The organism is Allobosea vaviloviae (assembly GCF_001298265.1).
In the GTDB taxonomy this organism is placed as follows: Bacteria; Pseudomonadota; Alphaproteobacteria; order Rhizobiales; family Beijerinckiaceae; genus Allobosea; species Allobosea vaviloviae_B.
Genome location: NZ_LGSZ01000052.1, coordinates 60,163 through 75,656 on the forward strand (window position 1 = coordinate 60,163; position 15,494 = coordinate 75,656).

17 protein-coding genes are annotated in these 15,494 nt (G+C 67.4%); 4 read left to right on the forward strand and 13 right to left on the reverse strand.

All coding sequences use genetic code 11. The features are described from left to right. Positions 1 to 137 precede the first annotated feature (137 nt). The 4 genes from AE618_RS19555 to mog all read left to right on the forward strand — a co-directional run bounded on the left by AE618_RS19555 (position 138) and on the right by mog (position 3,835). Positions 138 to 1,772 (forward strand): flagellar hook-length control protein FliK, encoded by a 1,635-nt coding sequence (locus AE618_RS19555; protein ID WP_156330380.1) that lies wholly within the window; start codon positions 138 to 140, stop codon positions 1,770 to 1,772. Next, entirely contained in the window at positions 1,769 to 2,074 is a 306-nt protein-coding gene (locus AE618_RS19560) for an EscU/YscU/HrcU family type III secretion system export apparatus switch protein (protein ID WP_054210761.1), read from the forward strand. The genes AE618_RS19555 and AE618_RS19560 overlap by 4 nt, the downstream gene beginning before the upstream one ends. After that, the gene (locus tag AE618_RS19565; RefSeq protein WP_054210762.1) at positions 2,071 to 3,216 is read left to right on the forward strand and encodes a GNAT family N-acetyltransferase; all 1,146 of its coding nucleotides are present in this window, start codon (positions 2,071 to 2,073) and stop codon (positions 3,214 to 3,216) included. Before AE618_RS19560 ends, AE618_RS19565 begins: the two co-directional genes overlap by 4 nt. 73 nt (positions 3,217 to 3,289) lie before the next feature. Continuing rightward, a complete protein-coding gene (gene mog / locus AE618_RS19570) occupies positions 3,290 to 3,835 on the forward strand; it encodes a molybdopterin adenylyltransferase (protein ID WP_054210763.1) in 546 nt (181 codons plus the stop codon). A 3-nt stretch (positions 3,836 to 3,838) separates the two neighbouring features. On the opposite strand, the gene AE618_RS19575 is transcribed toward mog, so the two are convergent. The 13 genes from AE618_RS19575 to AE618_RS19635 all read right to left on the reverse strand — a co-directional run bounded on the left by AE618_RS19575 (position 3,839) and on the right by AE618_RS19635 (position 15,434). Beyond that, positions 3,839 to 4,480, reverse strand: a complete 642-nt coding sequence (locus tag AE618_RS19575) for a flavin reductase family protein (RefSeq protein WP_054210764.1) — start codon at positions 4,478 to 4,480, stop codon at positions 3,839 to 3,841. 3 nt (positions 4,481 to 4,483) lie between these two features. Beyond that, positions 4,484 to 5,413 (reverse strand): N-carbamoyl-D-amino-acid hydrolase, encoded by a 930-nt coding sequence (locus AE618_RS19580; RefSeq protein WP_054210765.1) that lies wholly within the window; start codon positions 5,411 to 5,413, stop codon positions 4,484 to 4,486. A 97-nt stretch (positions 5,414 to 5,510) separates the two neighbouring features. Next, on the reverse strand, positions 5,511 to 6,083 hold the full coding sequence (locus AE618_RS19585) for a glutathione peroxidase (protein ID WP_054210766.1): 573 nt from the start codon (positions 6,081 to 6,083) through the stop codon (positions 5,511 to 5,513). A gap of 159 nt (positions 6,084 to 6,242) precedes the next feature. Next, a complete protein-coding gene (locus tag AE618_RS19590) occupies positions 6,243 to 6,632 on the reverse strand; it encodes a response regulator (RefSeq protein WP_054210767.1) in 390 nt (129 codons plus the stop codon). Positions 6,633 to 6,642: 10 nt separating this feature from the next. Further along, positions 6,643 to 7,731, reverse strand: a complete 1,089-nt coding sequence (cheB, locus tag AE618_RS19595; RefSeq protein WP_054210768.1) for a chemotaxis-specific protein-glutamate methyltransferase CheB — start codon at positions 7,729 to 7,731, stop codon at positions 6,643 to 6,645. Next, positions 7,731 to 8,324: a hypothetical protein gene (locus AE618_RS19600; protein ID WP_054210769.1), complete on the reverse strand. Its 594-nt coding sequence runs from the start codon at positions 8,322 to 8,324 to the stop codon at positions 7,731 to 7,733. The genes cheB and AE618_RS19600 overlap by 1 nt, the downstream gene beginning before the upstream one ends. Then, positions 8,321 to 9,187, reverse strand: coding sequence for a CheR family methyltransferase (locus AE618_RS19605; protein ID WP_082365412.1), 867 nt, complete (start codon positions 9,185 to 9,187; stop codon positions 8,321 to 8,323). The genes AE618_RS19600 and AE618_RS19605 overlap by 4 nt, the downstream gene beginning before the upstream one ends. 5 nt (positions 9,188 to 9,192) lie before the next feature. Further along, entirely contained in the window at positions 9,193 to 11,133 is a 1,941-nt protein-coding gene (locus AE618_RS19610; RefSeq protein ID WP_054210771.1) for a methyl-accepting chemotaxis protein, read from the reverse strand. Positions 11,134 to 11,208: 75 nt separating this feature from the next. Then, positions 11,209 to 11,718 carry a chemotaxis protein CheW gene (locus AE618_RS19615; RefSeq protein WP_054210772.1) on the reverse strand — a complete coding sequence of 170 codons (510 nt, stop codon included), beginning with the start codon at positions 11,716 to 11,718 and terminating at the stop codon, positions 11,209 to 11,211. 2 nt (positions 11,719 to 11,720) lie between these two features. Further along, a complete protein-coding gene (locus AE618_RS19620; protein WP_197280835.1) occupies positions 11,721 to 14,069 on the reverse strand; it encodes a chemotaxis protein CheA in 2,349 nt (782 codons plus the stop codon). 21 nt (positions 14,070 to 14,090) lie between these two features. Continuing rightward, the gene (locus AE618_RS19625) at positions 14,091 to 14,450 is read right to left on the reverse strand and encodes a response regulator (protein ID WP_054210774.1); all 360 of its coding nucleotides are present in this window, start codon (positions 14,448 to 14,450) and stop codon (positions 14,091 to 14,093) included. A 5-nt stretch (positions 14,451 to 14,455) separates the two neighbouring features. After that, entirely contained in the window at positions 14,456 to 14,737 is a 282-nt protein-coding gene (locus tag AE618_RS19630) for a hypothetical protein (RefSeq protein ID WP_156330382.1), read from the reverse strand. A 229-nt stretch (positions 14,738 to 14,966) separates the two neighbouring features. Next, positions 14,967 to 15,434 carry a response regulator gene (locus AE618_RS19635; RefSeq protein ID WP_054210776.1) on the reverse strand — a complete coding sequence of 156 codons (468 nt, stop codon included), beginning with the start codon at positions 15,432 to 15,434 and terminating at the stop codon, positions 14,967 to 14,969. Positions 15,435 to 15,494: the final 60 nt, after the last annotated feature.

Sequence of the window (15,494 nt, forward strand, 5' to 3'; positions counted from 1 at the left end):
GGGCGGCCTGGCCAAGCCCGGCCAAGGCCAGCAGCCTGGCGGCCCTGCAGACCCTGCCCCAGCCCCGCCGGCTCCGCCAGCGGCCCGCGCGCAGCCGCACCTTGCAAGGCGCGCGCCCGAAAGGCTGCCGCAAGGAAATGCTTAACCTTTCGTGGCAGGATTCGGCATTGCCCTTCCGGTTGGAGCCGATGAACCTCGCCACGCTCGCCCAAAGCCAGGCCCTGGCCACGCTGTTGCAGGCGCTGGCGCCGGCAACAGAGCTTGTCCCCGGCAGGACGGTGGAAGCGCGCCTGATCGCGCTCGGAGGTGATGGCACCGCAACGGCACAGCTCGGCAGCGAGACGATCGCGCTTGTCCTGGCCGGCCCCGCCGGCAAGCAGGCCGCACTTCAGCCCGGCGCCACTCTTGTGCTGAAACTCGACGTCCCCGAACAGCCCGGCGCGGGCTTGCGAGCAACCTTGGTCGAGGTCCGCCCCCCTTCCCCGGCAAACGTGCCTGCCCAGCAAGGCCTGCCCGCGACGCCAGTCCCTGCCTCCACATCGACTCCGCTGCCCGGCCCGCCGGTTCAGGCGACCGCAGCGGCCCCCTCCCCAACCCTGCCAGCCCAGCAGCAGCCCGCCACCTCTGCCCCTGCGCCAGCCTCACTTCCGTCCCAGACCCTGGCCGGCACTGCGGCACAAACGACGTCCGCGACGCAGCCGGTCACGCTGCGCATCGAGACGGCCTCCGCGCCCGGACCGAGCGTGGTGCAGCAGGCTGGTCCACCGGCAGGCGTCCAGGCCGCATCGCCCCGGACGCTGGCCGGGCCCCTGCTGGGACCGGCACTGGCACGGCAGGATAGCCTCGCCCCGCTTCTCGCCAATCTGCGCGGCCTGGCCAACGGCTCGGTCTCGACCGTCCTGCCCAGGCCCTTGCTGACGCTGATCGACCAGGTGCTCTCCCAGTCGATCCCCGTCGATCGAAGGCCTGTCACGGGGCAGGTGCTGAAGACGGCGATCCAGAACTCCGGCCTTTTCCTCGAAGCCCAGCAGGCGGAAGGCCGGCCGGCGCCGCCGGGCGCTGACCTCAAGGCCAGGCTCCAGGCCCTGCGCACCAGCCTTGCGCCGCTGGTCGAAGCGCTCTCCCTGCCCAATGGCGCCAGGCCGGCCCTGGCAGGAAAACCGAGTCCCACGGCCGACCTGCCGCTGCCTGCTTCGGATCAGGCAGCACGGCCGGCTCCGCCTCGGCGCGATGGCGCGCTTGTGCCCCAGCCGATCGCCGAGCCGAGCCTGTCGGCCGGCGACAAGCCGCTCGCCGTCGTCGAGACGCTGCTGCAACAGACCGACGCCGCGCTCGATCGCATCAAGCTGTCGCAATACGCCTCTCTGCCACCGGAGGGACCGCGCACGGAGGCTCAGGCCGGCCAGCGCTGGCTGACCGAACTTCCGCTGGCCTTCCACAACGGCGCCGCGATGCTGCCGCTGCAGATCGAGAAGGAGCCGCCCCGTCGAGACGTCGATGGCGCAAGCGGGCCGCTCTGGCGCGTCCGCTTCGCGCTGGATGTCGAGCCGATAGGGCCTCTGCAGGGCCTCGTCACGCTCCAGGGTCGCAAGGTCGGGATCACGCTCTGGGCCGAGCGCGAGGAGACCAGCAAGCTGCTGCGCGGCGCCTCGCCCGGTCTGGAGGCCGCGCTGGTGGACGCCCGCTTCGAGAACGGCACCATCGACATCCACACCGGCCAGCCCCGCGTCGCCCAACCGACGGCCGGCCAGTTCCTCGACCGCATGTCATGACGACCGCTCCCGACCGCCCCTCGCCAAACAAGATCGCCGTCGCTCTCGAATATGACGGACAGGGCGCACCGCGTGTCACCGCCAAGGGCCGTGGCGAACTGGCCCAGCGCATCATCGAGACCGGCCGCGAGCATGACGTCGCGATCGAGGAGAACGCCGTGCTGGCGCAGGCGCTCTCGGCGGTCGAGCTCGACGACCAGATCCCGGAGGAACTCTACCGCGCCACGGCACAGGTGATCGCCTTCGTGCTCTCGCTGCGCGGCGAGATGCGCCGCCTGCGACCTGCCGGCCGCTCGTCTTGAACCAGCTCGGGGCGAACACCGGCATCATCGTCAGGCGCATCAGGCCCGCCGATTATGCAAGCTACGGCCCGGCCTTCGCCGACCTGGCCACGCGCGCGCTCGAACCCAATCCGCATATGTCGCCGGCCGCCGTCACAGCCTCCCGCGTCATCGTGCCGGAGGACGCGATCGTCATCCTCACCGCCTGGCTCAGCGAGGCGCTCGGCTCCGAGCGCCTCGCCGGCATCTGGGCGCTGCGCCGCCAGCGCGACTGGCGCACGGGCTTTGCCGCCGCTCTGACCTGCCCGATCCTGCCGCTCTACGAGGTCTCCTCGCTGCCCGTTCTCGACGCAGACCATGGCCAGGACGCCACGCAGGCCATGCTGCGCCATCTTCTGGCGGCCGGAGACCTGCCGCGCACGCTCACCTTGCCCGTGCTGCCGCTGGAGGGGCCGACCTTCCTGGCGCTGGAGGAAGCCTGCCGCGTCACCGGCAGTCGTCTGCGCATCTGCGAGCGCTGGCAGCGCCCGGTGATGCGACCGCAGCCCGGAGACGACTCCGAGCGCTATCTGCGGCGCACGCTGGGCCAGAGCTACAAAAAGCGCATGCAGCAGTTCCGCGCCATCGCCCGCCATGGCGAGGTCGGCTTCCAACGCCTGCGCGGCGAAGCGGCGCGGGTCGCGCTTCCGGATTTCCTCGCGCTCGAAGCAGCCGGCTGGAAGGGCCGGGCCGGCACGGCCATCGCCCGCCTGCCGCAGGCCTCGGCCTATTTCGACAGCCTGGTCACGCTGTCCGCCGCCGCCGACTCCTTGCAGATCGACACCTTGTTGCTCGACGGCCGCCCCCTCGCCATGGGCCTGCTGGTCGAGAGCGCCGGCACCCGCCACTTCCTCAAGATCGCCTATGATGAAAGCCAGGCGCGCCATTCGCCCGGCCGCGCCCTGACCATCGCCATGCTCCAGGCCGATTTCGCCGGAACGCCGCCGGACCTCTTCGACAGCGGCGCCGGGGACGGCGTCGATGCCGGCACCTATGTCTGGGGCGAGCGTCGCGCGATGGGTAACGCCATCATCGGACTCGGCAGCACCTCACCCAGCCTGCCTGAGGCCGCCGCACGGCTGCGTCAGGGCCTGCGCCTCGCCCGGACGCGGCTACGGCGCTGACGCCGGAAAAATCTGGCGTCGGCGCCGATGATCGGCCACATCTTCGCCAGCACGTCAGCACGAGGACCATCAGATGAGCACCCCGATCAGGATCGGCATCGTGACCGTGTCCGACCGCGCCTCGGCCGGCATCTATGAGGATGAGGGCGGCCCGGCCATCAAGGCTTATCTCGACAGGGCGCTGGCCTCGTCTTGGGCGGCCGTCGCGCGCGTCATTCCAGACGATCGCGCCCTGATCGCCAGGACGTTGACCGCGCTCGCCGACGACGAGGGCTGCTGCCTGATCGTCACCACCGGCGGAACCGGCCCGGCGCCGCGCGACGTGACGCCGGAGGCGACGGAGGACGTGATCGACAAGCCGATGCCTGGCTTCGGCGAACTGATGCGCCAGGTCAGCCTTCAGAAGGTGCCGACTGCGATCCTCTCGCGCCAGACCGCAGGCATCCGCGGCAAGTCCCTGATCGTCAACCTGCCCGGCCGCCCCCGCGCCATCGCCGAATGCCTCGACGCGGTGATGCCGGCGATCCCCTACTGCATCGACCTGATCGAGGGGCCGTATCTCGAGACTGACCCCGCAGTCATCGTCGCGTTCCGGCCGGGGCAGAAGGCGAAGGGGTGATCCTCAACCGCCGCGCGACGCCAGCCAGTCCTCATAGCTGCCGCGCTTCATGTCGAACCGGTCGCCCTGGCGGGAATAGCCCTCGCCGAACATCCGCCCCACCGGTTTGTAGTCGCTCATGCTGACCCGCAGGGTCGCCGGATCGACCAGCCCCTCGCGGGCATGCAGCCTCACCACCTCGCCGATCAGGAGTTCGCGCGTCGGCGAGAACGCCATCGTCAGCGTCTTGCGGCACTCCAGCGCGAAGGGCGCCTCCGCGATGCGTGGAACTGCGACCGTGACGCCCGGCAGCAGCGAAAGTCCCGCCGCCTCGATCTCGCTGATCTCCGGCGGGAAATCGATCGCGCAGATGTTCATCGCCTCGGCCAGCGCCTCATCGACGAGGTTGACGACGAATTCGCCGGCCGCCGCGATATTGCGGGTGGTGTCCTTGGGGTCGTTGCTCGGCTTGTGCTGAAGGCCGAGCACGACCAGCGCCGGGTCCTCCGAAAACACGTTGAAGAAGCTGAAGGGCGCTGCGTTGACCACGCCCTCCGCCGAGAGGGTCGTGACGAGCGCGATCGGACGCGGAGTCACGCTGGCGCAGAGCAGCTTGTAGCGCTCGCGCGGCGCGATCTCCGTGAAGGCGACGGTAAACGCGCTCACGGCTCAATCCGGCTCGACCACACCGACCTGGGCCGTGATCGCCCCGTAGTGCTCGATGCGGCGATGCCTGGCGAAGTCGAAGATCGTTTCCTTGCCGAAGCGCGTCGCGTCGAGATCGCAGGGCACGACGATGATGCCGTCGGCCTCGCCCTCGAGCTCGGCGACGATCTCGCCATCGGGATTGACCACGAGCGTGCCGCCCATCAGGTGGTTGCCGTCCTCGTCGCCGGCCTTGGCCACCGCCACGACCCAGCAGGAGTTCTGGTAGGCGCCGGCCTGCACCGACAGCCGGTGATGGAACAGGCGCTGCGCCAGCCCCTCGCCCGACCTGTGCCCGTTCACCGACGGCGTGTTGAAGCCGAGCACCACCATCTCGACGCCCTGCAGCCCCATCACGCGATAGGTCTCGGGCCAGCGCCGGTCGTTGCAGATGCACATGCCGATCAGCCCGCCCATGGTCCGCCAGACCGGAAAGCCGAGATCGCCGGGCTCGAAATAACGCTTCTCGAGGTGCTGATGCGCCCGGGTTTCGTCATAGTCGACATGGCCCGGCAGATGGATCTTGCGATACTTGCCGACGATCGCACCGGTCTTGTCGACGAGGATCGAGGAATTGAAATGCTGGCCCTCCGGCGTCAGCTCGGCATAGCCGAAGCTCATGCCCATGCCGCATTCCAAAGCCTTGTCGAAGAGCGGCTGCACCTGCGGGTTCGGCATCGCGGCCTCGAACCAGGGATCAGCCTCGGCGCGGTCCTCATGATACCAGCGCGGGAAGAAGGTCGTCAGCGCCAGCTCCGGATAGACGATGAAGTCGGCGCGCTTGGCCTTGGCCTCCTCCATCAGCGCGATCATCCGGGCCACCACCTCAGCGCGCGTCTCGGCCTTCTGAATCGGCCCGAGCTGGGCGGCGGCGACAGTCAGGATGCGGGACATGAAAACCTCGACAGGCGGTGGCAGGCTTCGGCCCACGACGGGCACCGGCTCCCAGCGGCTTAGCGAAAACGGTGCCAGCCGCCTATGCCGGTGGCGCTCAGCCCGCCTGCAATTCCTGCCCGATCGCCCGCACCAGCTGCGGGCCGAGCGGGTCGGCCATGGACGAGTACCCGCCCAGAAGCTCGCCGGAGCGGCCGATCAGGTATTTGTGGAAGTTCCACTTCGGCACCTCCCAGGGTCGCTGTGCCGCGGCCCAGCGATAGAAGGGATGCGCGTCGGGTCCCTTCACCACGGTCTTCTCCGCGAAGGCATAGGTTGCGCCATGGCTCTGACGCGCGGCTTCCGCGATCGCCGCGCCGTTCAGCGGCTCCTGTCCGCCGAAATCATTGCTGGGCACGGCGAGCAGCATCAGGCCACGGCCGGAATAGCGCTGCCAGAGCTGCTCCAGCGTCGCAAACTGCCCGGCAAAGCCGCAATTCGTCGCCGTGTTGACGATCAGGATGGGCTTTCCCCGATAGGCGGAGAGTGGGTACATCCCGCCCCCGGCCCGGGCGAAGGAGAAGCTCAACGCCGAGGGCGCCTCCTCCCGCGCGGCCGCACGCCCGGCCAGAACAGGCCCCGCGCAGGCGCCAGCCAGCATACCCAAGACCTCTCGACGCAGCACGGTCATGGCAAGATCCCTCGCTTCGATCGGACAGGCGCGCCTGTCCTGGAATGATATCCTGATCGCATCTACGACGGGCCGGCAAAAACGGATGCGCCCCGCGGCCTTTCGGCCCAGGGCGATCAACGTCGAACGAGAAGAGCGTTTTGCAGTTGCGGATGCCGCTCAGGAACTCAGCGACAGCACCTTCTTCACCCGCACTTCGAGGTCGCGCAGTTCGTAGGGCTTCACGACGTAATGATCGGCGCCGTTCGTCGTCGCCTCGTCCATCTTGTCGACCGAGCGCTCGGAGGTGGCCATGATGATCTTGATCTGGTTCAGCTCCGGCACGGAGCGAATGGCGCGCAGCAGGTCGATGCCGCTCATGCCATCCATGTTCCAGTCGAGCAGCAGCAGGTCGTAGCGCTTGCTCTGCATCTTCATCAGAGCCTCGCGGGCATTCTCCGCCTCGTCGATATCCTGAAACTCGATCTGCTTCAGGAAATACGTGGCGAGTCCGCGCATGCTCTTCTGGTCGTCGACCACGAGGATCCTGTACTCGCTTCTCGCTTTCATCTCATTCTCCTCACGCGGTTCGCAGATGCGGGCGCTCGCCGAGCAAATTGCTGACGGCAGCGCCGATCTGGTCGAGCGCGACAACCCGATCCGCAGCTCCGATTTCGAATGCCGCTTTAGGCATCCCGTTTACCACACAGGTTTCCCCACTTTGGATTAATGTCTCGGCGCCCGCTTTGCGCATGGCTAACAAACCCTCTGCACCGTCCCGGCCCATGCCCGTGAGCAGGATGCCGATCGAGGCAGCCCCGATGCTGCGGGCCACCGAATGGAACATGACATCGACCGACGGCGAGTGTCCGCTGACCAGCGGCCCCTCGCGCAGGACGCAGACGAATTCGCCCCGGCGCTCCTCGATCTCGAGATGGCGCGGCCCGCCCGGTGCCACCACCGCCATGCCCGGCTTCAGCCTGTCGCCATCGCTGGCCTCGCGCACGTCGAGGCCGGTGGCGGTCGCCAGCCGTGCCGCAAACTTGGCCGTGTAGCCCGGTGGCATGTGTTGCACGACGGCGATCGGCAGGCGCAGATGGGCAAGATCGCGCATCACGACCTGGACCGCGGGAACGCCGCCGGTCGAAGCCCCGATCGCGATGAACGATGCCTTGCCGCCCCCGCGGGCCGCTTCGCGCGGCACCGCGACGCGCACCGGCGTCGCCTCCCGCCGCGAGGCGAACATCCTGCGGCTGGCCGAAGCACGCTGCAGCGCACCCACCAGATGTTTCATGAAGCCTTCGAGCGTATGCCTCGTGCCGTCGGGCTTCTCGATGAAATCGATCGCGCCCAACTCGAGCGCCTGGATGGTGTTATCCGCGCCCGGCCCGCCGAACGCCGAGACGATCAGGACCGGCAAGGGATCCTGCTTCAGCACGCGTGCCAGGAGCTTCAGCCCATGGCGGCCGGGGAGTTCCAGATCGAGCGTCACCACATCGGGCCGCAACTCCTGGATCGTGTCCCACCCTTCCTCGGCGCTGCCGGCCACGCCGATCACCTTGAAGCCCGGGGCTCCGTCGATGATCTGCGTCATCAGTTTCTGCATCAGGATCGAATCGTCGACGACGAGGACCCGGACCGGCGTTGAAGACGAACTCTGCATGACCATCACCAGATTTCGACTTCGCCAGCCACCGGCTGGGTCTTGAGCCGGTTGAGATAGGCGACTTCCTGCTCGTGCTCGGTGCTCTTCTGGCTCGACTGGACATGCTGGACCCAGGCCCGCCCGGTGGAGGGCTGGTAGTGAATGCGCCGCGAGCGCGTCCCGCCGACATCCTTCGACACGGTCTGGATGCCCTCGCGCTTGAGGAAATCCGTCACGAAGGCGATGTTGCCGTCGCCGATCGCCAGCATGGTCGCTCCCGACAGCACGCGCGCACCGCCGAACACCTTCGCCTCGAAGTTGGAGCGCTTCGCCCCGCGCTTCAGCAGGCCGTTGATCAGGACCTCCATCGCCGTGTCGCCATAGCGCTCGCCGGCGCTCGAATCGGTGCCGCCATTGTTCTTGGGCAGCAGGAAGTGGTTGAGACCTCCCACGCCGGACTGGGAGTCCCGCAGGCAGACCGAGACGCAGGAGCCGAGCACCGTTGCGACGATCTCGTCCTTGGCGGAGGTGATCTCGTGCTCGCCTGGCGCGACGGTAATGATCGTCGCCTCGAAACGCGGATCGAAATAGCGACGGGAGGAACGCGCGACGCTCATGGCAGTCTCTCATAGATCGTGCGGCCGATCAGCCGCAGTTGAGGGTGAGGCTGGGGCAGTGATTCCGAGTGGCCGAGATAGAGGAACCCGCCCGGAGCGAGCAGCGTGACGAAGCGGTCGAGAATCGACGCCTTGGTCTGCGTGTCGAAATAGATGAAGACGTTGCGGCAGAAGATGACGTCGAACGGCCCGCTCATCGGCCATTTCTCGATCAGATTGAGCCGCTTGAAGGCGATCATGCGGCGCAGATCCTCGCTGATGCGGGCGTCGCTCCGTCCGGAATGCGGCTCCAGCTTGAGCAGCGGCTTGACGTCGGCCGGCAGGCGATCGAACTGGTCGCTCGGATATATGGCCGCCTCCGCCTTCATCAGGATGTCGGTGTCGATATCGGTGGCGAGGATCTTGAAGTCCACGTCGCTACGCGACCCGAGCACATCGCGCGAAACGGCGGCGATGCTGTAGGGCTCCTCGCCCGAGGAGGCCGCCGAACACCAGATCCGGACCCGGCCGCGCCGCCCGCTCCGCTCCTGCAGCAGGCGCGGCAGGACCTCCTTGCGCAGATGATCGAAATGATGGCGCTCGCGGAAGAACGAGGTGTGGTTCGTCGTCACCGCATTGATCAGCTCGGGAATCTCGTCGGCGGCCTGCGGCGTCTTCAGGAATGCGCAGTATTCGGCGACGGAGTTGAGCCCGAGCGCCTTGACGCGACGGGCCAGCCGGCCGCGCGTCATCGCTTCCTTGTGCTCGCGGATCACGATGCCGGCCTGCTCGTAGACGAGCTTGGCAATGAACCCCATGTCGTCGCGCGTCAGTGTGACGTCCGCGAGTTGTGGCGTGGCAAGGGCTGTACTGGATCTCGACATAGCCACTAGAACTCCGCCCAGTCATCGGCGCGACCGCCGCCGGCGACACGCCGACGGGGCTCCTGCCATGGTTTTGTCGCCGGCTCGGGCCGACGCGTCTCGTTGAGGGCCTGAGCCGGCCGCAGCGGAACCGCCGGCGAGGCCGCCTGACGCAGCTGGCGCACCGGCCCTGCCAAGGCGCGAGGCGATGCTTGCATCGGTGCGGCATGGGCATGCGAGGCGGCGTCGGCACGGAAGAACGCGACGAGGTTCCGCAGCGTCCCGATCTCGGTCATCAGTTCGGTTGCCGATGTCGCGCTCTGCTCGGCCAGCGCGGAATTCTGCTGTGTCGTCTCGTCCATATGGGCGACGGCGCGGCTCATGTCCCCGATGCCGTTCGCCTGTTCGGCGGCAGCCTGCGAAATCTCGACGACCGTGGCCGAGACCTTTCCCGCTGCCGTAACGATCCGCTCGAGCGCATCGCCGGTCGAGCGCACGAAACGCACGCCCTCGCCGACCTGTTCGTTGGAACTGACGATCAGCCCCTTGATGTCCTTGGCGGCCTGGCTCGAACGCTGCGCCAGCGCGCGCACCTCGGAGGCCACGACCGCAAAGCCCCTGCCCGCATCGCCCGCGCGGGCCGCTTCCACTGCCGCGTTCAGCGCCAGCAGATTGGTCTGGAAGGCGATGTCGTCGATGACCGAAACGATCTCCGAGATGCGCACAGAAGAGCTTTCTATCCGCTCGATCGCACCGACCGCCTGCGCGACGACCTGCCGACCGTCCTGGGCGACGCCCATCGCCTCGTTGGCGAGTTCGGTCGCCTCGCGCGAGCGGTTGGCGCTCTGCTTCACAGACGCTGCGAGCTGCTCGGTCGTCGCGGCCGTTTCCTCGAGATTGGCCGCTGTCTCCTCGGTTCGCCGGGCGAGATCCCCGGCGCCGGAATTGATCTCGGTCGCCGAGCGCGCGACGTTGCTGGCCGTGCCCTGGATCGTCGCGACGGTCTCGCCCAGATGCGCGAGCGCCGCGTTCAGGCTGGATTTGAGTTCGGCCAAGCGGCCGCGATAGGCGCCGGTCATGCGCTGTGTCAGGTCGCCCTCGGCAAGCCCGCCGACCACGGTCGCGAATTCGCCGACCGCGCTCTCGACCAGCGCGTTGATCTCGTTCATGCCGCCAGCGATGCGCTGTAGAGCGTCAGGCTTGCCGGCCAGTGGTACGCGCCGCGAGAAATCGCCTTCGACGGCGGCTGCGACCATCTCGGCAACCTCGGCGGCGGCCGCCAGTTCGTCGGTCAGTTCAAGCCATTCCACGGCCGTGCCCAGACAGCGCCCGTCGGCATGCATCACCGGCGACAGCGACAGTGACACCGTTCGTCGCCCGAGCGGGAAGCGGATGGCCTGCTGCTGGCCCGACTGCAGCCCAGCCTGGCCCTGGACGCTCGCCATGACCCGGCCAAGCATGTCCTTGGCGGAGGCGCCCGGGAAAGCGGCGCGAAAATCTTCCTGCGCCTCGCCGAAGAACCTGAGCAGCGACGCGTTGACATAGACGACCCGGCCGTCGCCATCGCAGACCATGACATTGGTGCGGCAGCCGTCTAGAGCCGCGCGGATGCGGGCCGCCTCGACATTGGTGTCGTTCATGGACTTCAACGCGCGCGCCAGCTCGCCGATCTCGTCGCCGCGGCCAAGGCCGGGAAGAACGGCGTCCTCACCGGATGCCAGGCGTCCCGCCGCATGGCCCATCGCGGCGATCGGCCGCTGGATGCCACGCGCGCAAAGCCAGGCTGCAAGTCCCACGCAACCGAGTCCGGCCAGGCCCAGGCCAAGCTGGGAGGTCCCATCCAGCCGGCCAAGGGCGGCATGGTAGGCAACGGTCCCTGCTGCCCCCCCGGCGGCAAGAGCCGTCGCGGCAAGCATGAGCGGCAGCTTGAACGAGAGTCGCGTGAAGGGACCGTAGAGGCTGCCCATTGATGGTATTCGTTTCTTTTTCTGGCCCGCGCTCTTCCCAACGCGACTCCTCGGGCCCTGATTGTGTCGAAACGCTCAGCTTGCGCGAGCAACCCGTGCCATCGGGGTCTCGGCGCCGCCATCGCGGATGACGGCCGCAAGGTCGAGCAGAGCCACGATATCGGTGTCGAGCAGCACGAGGCCCTCGATCAGGCCGTGTTCGTCGCGCTCGAGATCGGGCGCCGGGCGCACCGCACTGACCGGCACATCGACGATGTCGGAGACCGAGTCGACCAGCAGGCCGGCGACCTTGTCTTCGATGTCGACGACGACGATGACATGGGTCGCGGTGGCGTCCGTGGTGCCCAGCCCGATCGAGGTGCGCAGATCGTAAACCGCCAGGATCACGCCACGCAGGTTCAAGACTCCGCGGACATGCGGGGCGGCGTGCGGCAGCGGCGTCGTCGCCTGCCAGCCCTTGATCTCGCGCACCATGCCGACATCGATGCCGAAAGTCCGGTCACCCACCTTGAAGGTGACGATCCGGCGCGCCGCAGATTCCGGCTGCGCCGACGAGAAATGCTTTTCGCCGAGTTGCAGGGTCATGGTTATCCAGCCAGTTTCAGTTCGGTTGCGGGGATGCGCTCGCCGGAGGCGGCGAGGCGCAGCATGGAGTCGACGTCGAGGATCAGCGCGACGAGACCGTCGCCCAGGATCGTCGCGGCAGAGGCGCCGTTGACCGTGCCGTAATTGCCTTCGAGGCTCTTCACGACGACCTGCTGCTGCCCGACGATCTCGTCGACGGCGATGCCGACATTGTCGCCGCGTTCCGTCTCGGCGATGATGATGATGTTCTCGTTGGGGGTACCCGACGAACCCATGACAGCGCCGAGCCGATAGAGCGGCGTGATCTCGCCACGCCAGCGCAGCACTTCCTGGCCGAAAGTCAGGTGCTCGATCGGCGTCGAGGCGAGGTGCTGCGTCTCGATCACGCTGGCGATCGGGATGACGTAACGGTCGTCGCCGCAGCGGATGACCATGCCTTCGAGGACGGCGAGCGTCAGCGGCAGGGCGAGCGTGAACTTGCAGCCCCTGCCCGGCTCGGAGTCGACGCTGATGCGGCCGCCGAGCGATTCGACGTTGCGGCGCACGACGTCCATGCCGACGCCGCGTCCGGACACGTCGCTGATGACCTCTGCGGTCGAAAGACCCGCGGCGAAGATCAGCTGGTCAATTTCCTCGGGAGCAAGCTTTTCGTCGGCGCCGACCAGTCCGCGGGACTTCGCCTTGGCGAGCAGCCTGTCGCGGCCGATGCCGCGCCCGTCATCGGTGACGGAGATGACGATGCGCCCGGCACGATGCTCGGCGACAAGTTTGATCATGCCTTCCGGGCTCTTGCCGGCGGCGATGCGGTCCTCCGGCGTCTCCAGCCCGTGATCCATCGAGTTGCGGATCATATGGGTCAGCGGATCGGCCAGCTCCTCGATGATCGTCTTGTCGACCTCGGTGTTCTCGCCTTCGAGGACGAGGCGGACCTCCTTGCCGAGCGTCTGCGCCAGTTCCCGCACGAGACGCGGCATGCGCTGGAACACAGCCTTCACCGGCTGGGCACGGACCGCCATGACATGGTCCTGCAGCTCGCGCGTCTGACGCGACAGGGTCAGGATGCCCTCGGCCGTCTTCGCATAGACGTCGTAGGGCAGCGAGCGGACGCATTCGACCAGCATGGACTGGGTGATGACGATCTCGCCGACGAGGTTCATCAGCTTGTCGATGCGGTCGAGATCGACGCGGACGCTGACGGCCTGGCGCTGGCGCGCCGCGGCGGCGTCATTGGCCGGCGCGCGGGCTGCTGCCCTCGCAGGGACAGTAGCCTCCGGGGCAGCGGGAGCCGGAGCCACGCTCGCGATCGGCGAAGCTGGCTGGATATCCGGGGCGGAGGTCGCCGTCGGGGCCGGACCGAGCTTGGCCAGGATCGCCGAAAGGTCGGCTGCCACGGAGCCCGAGACTTCCGATGTGGAAGACGCGGCGGCCACCGGCACTGCGACAGGTGCCGCGACGGGCGCGTCGTCATTGGCCGCCTGGTCGGCGAGCACCTCGATCTCGAATTCCTCGGCCGCCAGCGTGAAGTCGAAGCGGCTGTAGATCTCTTCGATCGACAATTCGGTCCGCATCGTCACGACGAAGCGCATCCAGCAGTCGGAAACGTCGATCGCCTCCAGCGCGGGCACATGGCTCAGATCGCAGGCGATCGAGACGATGTCACCGGCCGGCAGCGAGGCGAACACGACCCTCGGTTCGATGACGCGGCGGAACAGGTCGTTCTCGGGCGAAATCTTGAGCACGATCGTGCGGCCGGGCTTGTCCGCAGCAGGGCTTTTGGAAGCGGTCTTGGCGGCTGGCTCGTCGTCCCAGCCCGTGTCGGCTGCCGGAGCGCCCATCCCGGTCTTGGCCTCGACCATCGCCAGCAGGTTGCCCAGGGCGGCGATGCCGGGAGGAGCATCGTTCTCCGCGACGGTGGGCGCGGCGGCAGCAGGAGCCGGCGCGGGAGGAGCTGCCGGGGCCGGCGCGGGCGCGGCGGCGCCAGCCGGTTTGCCGACCTGTTCGAGAGCCTCGAGAAGATCAGGGCGCGGACGGGCCGGTTCATCGTTGCGCGCGGCCGACACCAGATCGGCCACGGCATCTGAACAGCGCAGGAAGAGCGCGAACGGCGCATCCTCGACCGCGACGCGGCCGGACCTCAGATGGTCGAGCGAGGCTTCGAAGACATGTGCGAAGGCGACGAGCTCGGTGCAGCCGAAGGCGCCCGCGCCGCCCTTGATCGAATGGATGGCCCGGAAGGCGGCGTTGACGTCCTCGGGGTCAGTCGATCCTTCGTCCAGCGCCTGGAGGCGCTGTTCGAGCGCGCCCAGGAGTTCTTCGCACTCCTGGAAGAAGGTCTGTTTGAGTTCGGCCAACGGATCCATGGACGCTAAGCCTCAGTTCTGGTAGCGGGCGACGAGGCCGAGCAGGGTATTGGGCTCGAAAGGCTTGACCATCCAGGCGCTGGCGCCGGCACGCCGGCCTTCCGCCTTGATTTCCGCACCGTTCTCTGTCGTGAGCACGATGATCGGCGTGTTCTGCCCGGCCGGTCGAGCCCGGCAGGCCCTGGTGAACTCGATCCCGTCCATCAACGGCATGTTGAGGTCGGTGATCACGAGATCGGGCTTGAACTGGTCGAATTTCGCCAGACCGTCCTCGCCGTTCTCCGCCTCCGCGACCTCGTGGCCGGCATTGCGCAAGGTCAGGCTCAGCAGGCTGAGCAGTGTTTTGGTATCGTCGATGGCCAGAATGCGCATTCTTATCACTCCAGAACGAGAGCGCTGTGTGCGGGATCGAAACCGATCGCCAGCAGCGAATCGCGGCACTCTAAAGATGCCGCCTTGAGCGAGACCGACAGACCGCGCGCCTTGGCGCTGACGGCAGCGGAGTGCAGCAGTTGGATCCACAGGCTGGGCAGCGGCCCGGCCTCGGCACATTCGACGGCTATGCTCTCCTTCTGCTCCAGCGCCACGAGGAGCTGGTTACGGAAGGTTGCCGCTTCGGAGCGGCCGAGAAAGGCGGGGAGCGAGACGGTGATGACCATGAAGACACGACCCAGGATTGCGCCAATCAGCATCGCGTCAAACTGGTAAAAATTTCCCTAACCAAACGACGTTGCGTCAATGTTTTGGGCAAAGCCGTGGCGGGGGTACGCCGTGGAAAGCGGCAATCGCGTCCGAGAAGCCGAGCGGCACTCGCGATACGCATATCGGGGGGAGCCGAGGCTCCCCTTTCCAGCCTATGCAGAGCAGTGGGATGCGGCCGGGGGCCGGTCAGAACATGCTGTTGCTGATGGCGCGCGGAACCAGCGTAATGCTGCCGCTCGCCTCGCGGTATTTGCGGGGGATGTTGATGACGCCCGACAGGTGCAACCAGAGATTATTGGGCGAGATCGGCTTGGTGACGATCTCATGCGCCCCGAGCTTGGCGGCCTGCACCACCGAGCGCCGGTCGGGCCGCTCCATCATGACGAGAACCGGCGCCTTGGCGAAGGGCGAGGTCTTGAACGAGCGGATCGCAGCGAGACATTTCGTGCTGCCGTTGTCGGGCATGTCCCAGTCAAGGATGACGATGTTGGGCTGCTTCTGGATGAACATCGTCGCCGCCGAGGCCAGATCCGACGCCTCGAAGATTCGGTGCAGCTGCGCCTGATAGAGCATCGTGCGGACGATACGCCTGTAGTGCGGGCTGGGGTCGATCAGCAGCACCGAGAGATTGGGGAATGAGGGCGCTATATGCATGATGTAGGGCTCGACAACTCACACAACTCAACTCGACAACAGCAACAGGATGCCGGGGTC

Excerpts from the sequence above, each read along its gene's own strand:
- AE618_RS19555 (WP_156330380.1), top strand. The coding sequence starts at position 138 with ATGCTTAACCTTTCGTGGCAGGATTCGGCATTGCCCTTCCGGTTGGAG.
- AE618_RS19560 (WP_054210761.1), top strand. The coding sequence starts at position 1,769 with ATGACGACCGCTCCCGACCGCCCCTCGCCAAACAAGATCGCCGTCGCT.
- mog (WP_054210763.1), top strand. The coding sequence starts at position 3,290 with ATGAGCACCCCGATCAGGATCGGCATCGTGACCGTGTCCGACCGCGCC.
- AE618_RS19580 (WP_054210765.1), bottom strand. The coding sequence starts at position 5,413 with ATGTCCCGCATCCTGACTGTCGCCGCCGCCCAGCTCGGGCCGATTCAG.
- AE618_RS19585 (WP_054210766.1), bottom strand. The coding sequence starts at position 6,083 with ATGACCGTGCTGCGTCGAGAGGTCTTGGGTATGCTGGCTGGCGCCTGC.
- AE618_RS19590 (WP_054210767.1), bottom strand. The coding sequence starts at position 6,632 with ATGAAAGCGAGAAGCGAGTACAGGATCCTCGTGGTCGACGACCAGAAG.
- cheB (WP_054210768.1), bottom strand. The coding sequence starts at position 7,731 with ATGGTCATGCAGAGTTCGTCTTCAACGCCGGTCCGGGTCCTCGTCGTC.
- AE618_RS19600 (WP_054210769.1), bottom strand. The coding sequence starts at position 8,324 with ATGAGCGTCGCGCGTTCCTCCCGTCGCTATTTCGATCCGCGTTTCGAG.
- AE618_RS19605 (WP_082365412.1), bottom strand. The coding sequence starts at position 9,187 with ATGTCGAGATCCAGTACAGCCCTTGCCACGCCACAACTCGCGGACGTC.
- AE618_RS19610 (WP_054210771.1), bottom strand. The coding sequence starts at position 11,133 with ATGGGCAGCCTCTACGGTCCCTTCACGCGACTCTCGTTCAAGCTGCCG.
- AE618_RS19615 (WP_054210772.1), bottom strand. The coding sequence starts at position 11,718 with ATGACCCTGCAACTCGGCGAAAAGCATTTCTCGTCGGCGCAGCCGGAA.
- AE618_RS19625 (WP_054210774.1), bottom strand. The coding sequence starts at position 14,450 with ATGCGCATTCTGGCCATCGACGATACCAAAACACTGCTCAGCCTGCTG.
- AE618_RS19630 (WP_156330382.1), bottom strand. The coding sequence starts at position 14,737 with ATGGTCATCACCGTCTCGCTCCCCGCCTTTCTCGGCCGCTCCGAAGCG.
- AE618_RS19635 (WP_054210776.1), bottom strand. The coding sequence starts at position 15,434 with ATGCATATAGCGCCCTCATTCCCCAATCTCTCGGTGCTGCTGATCGAC.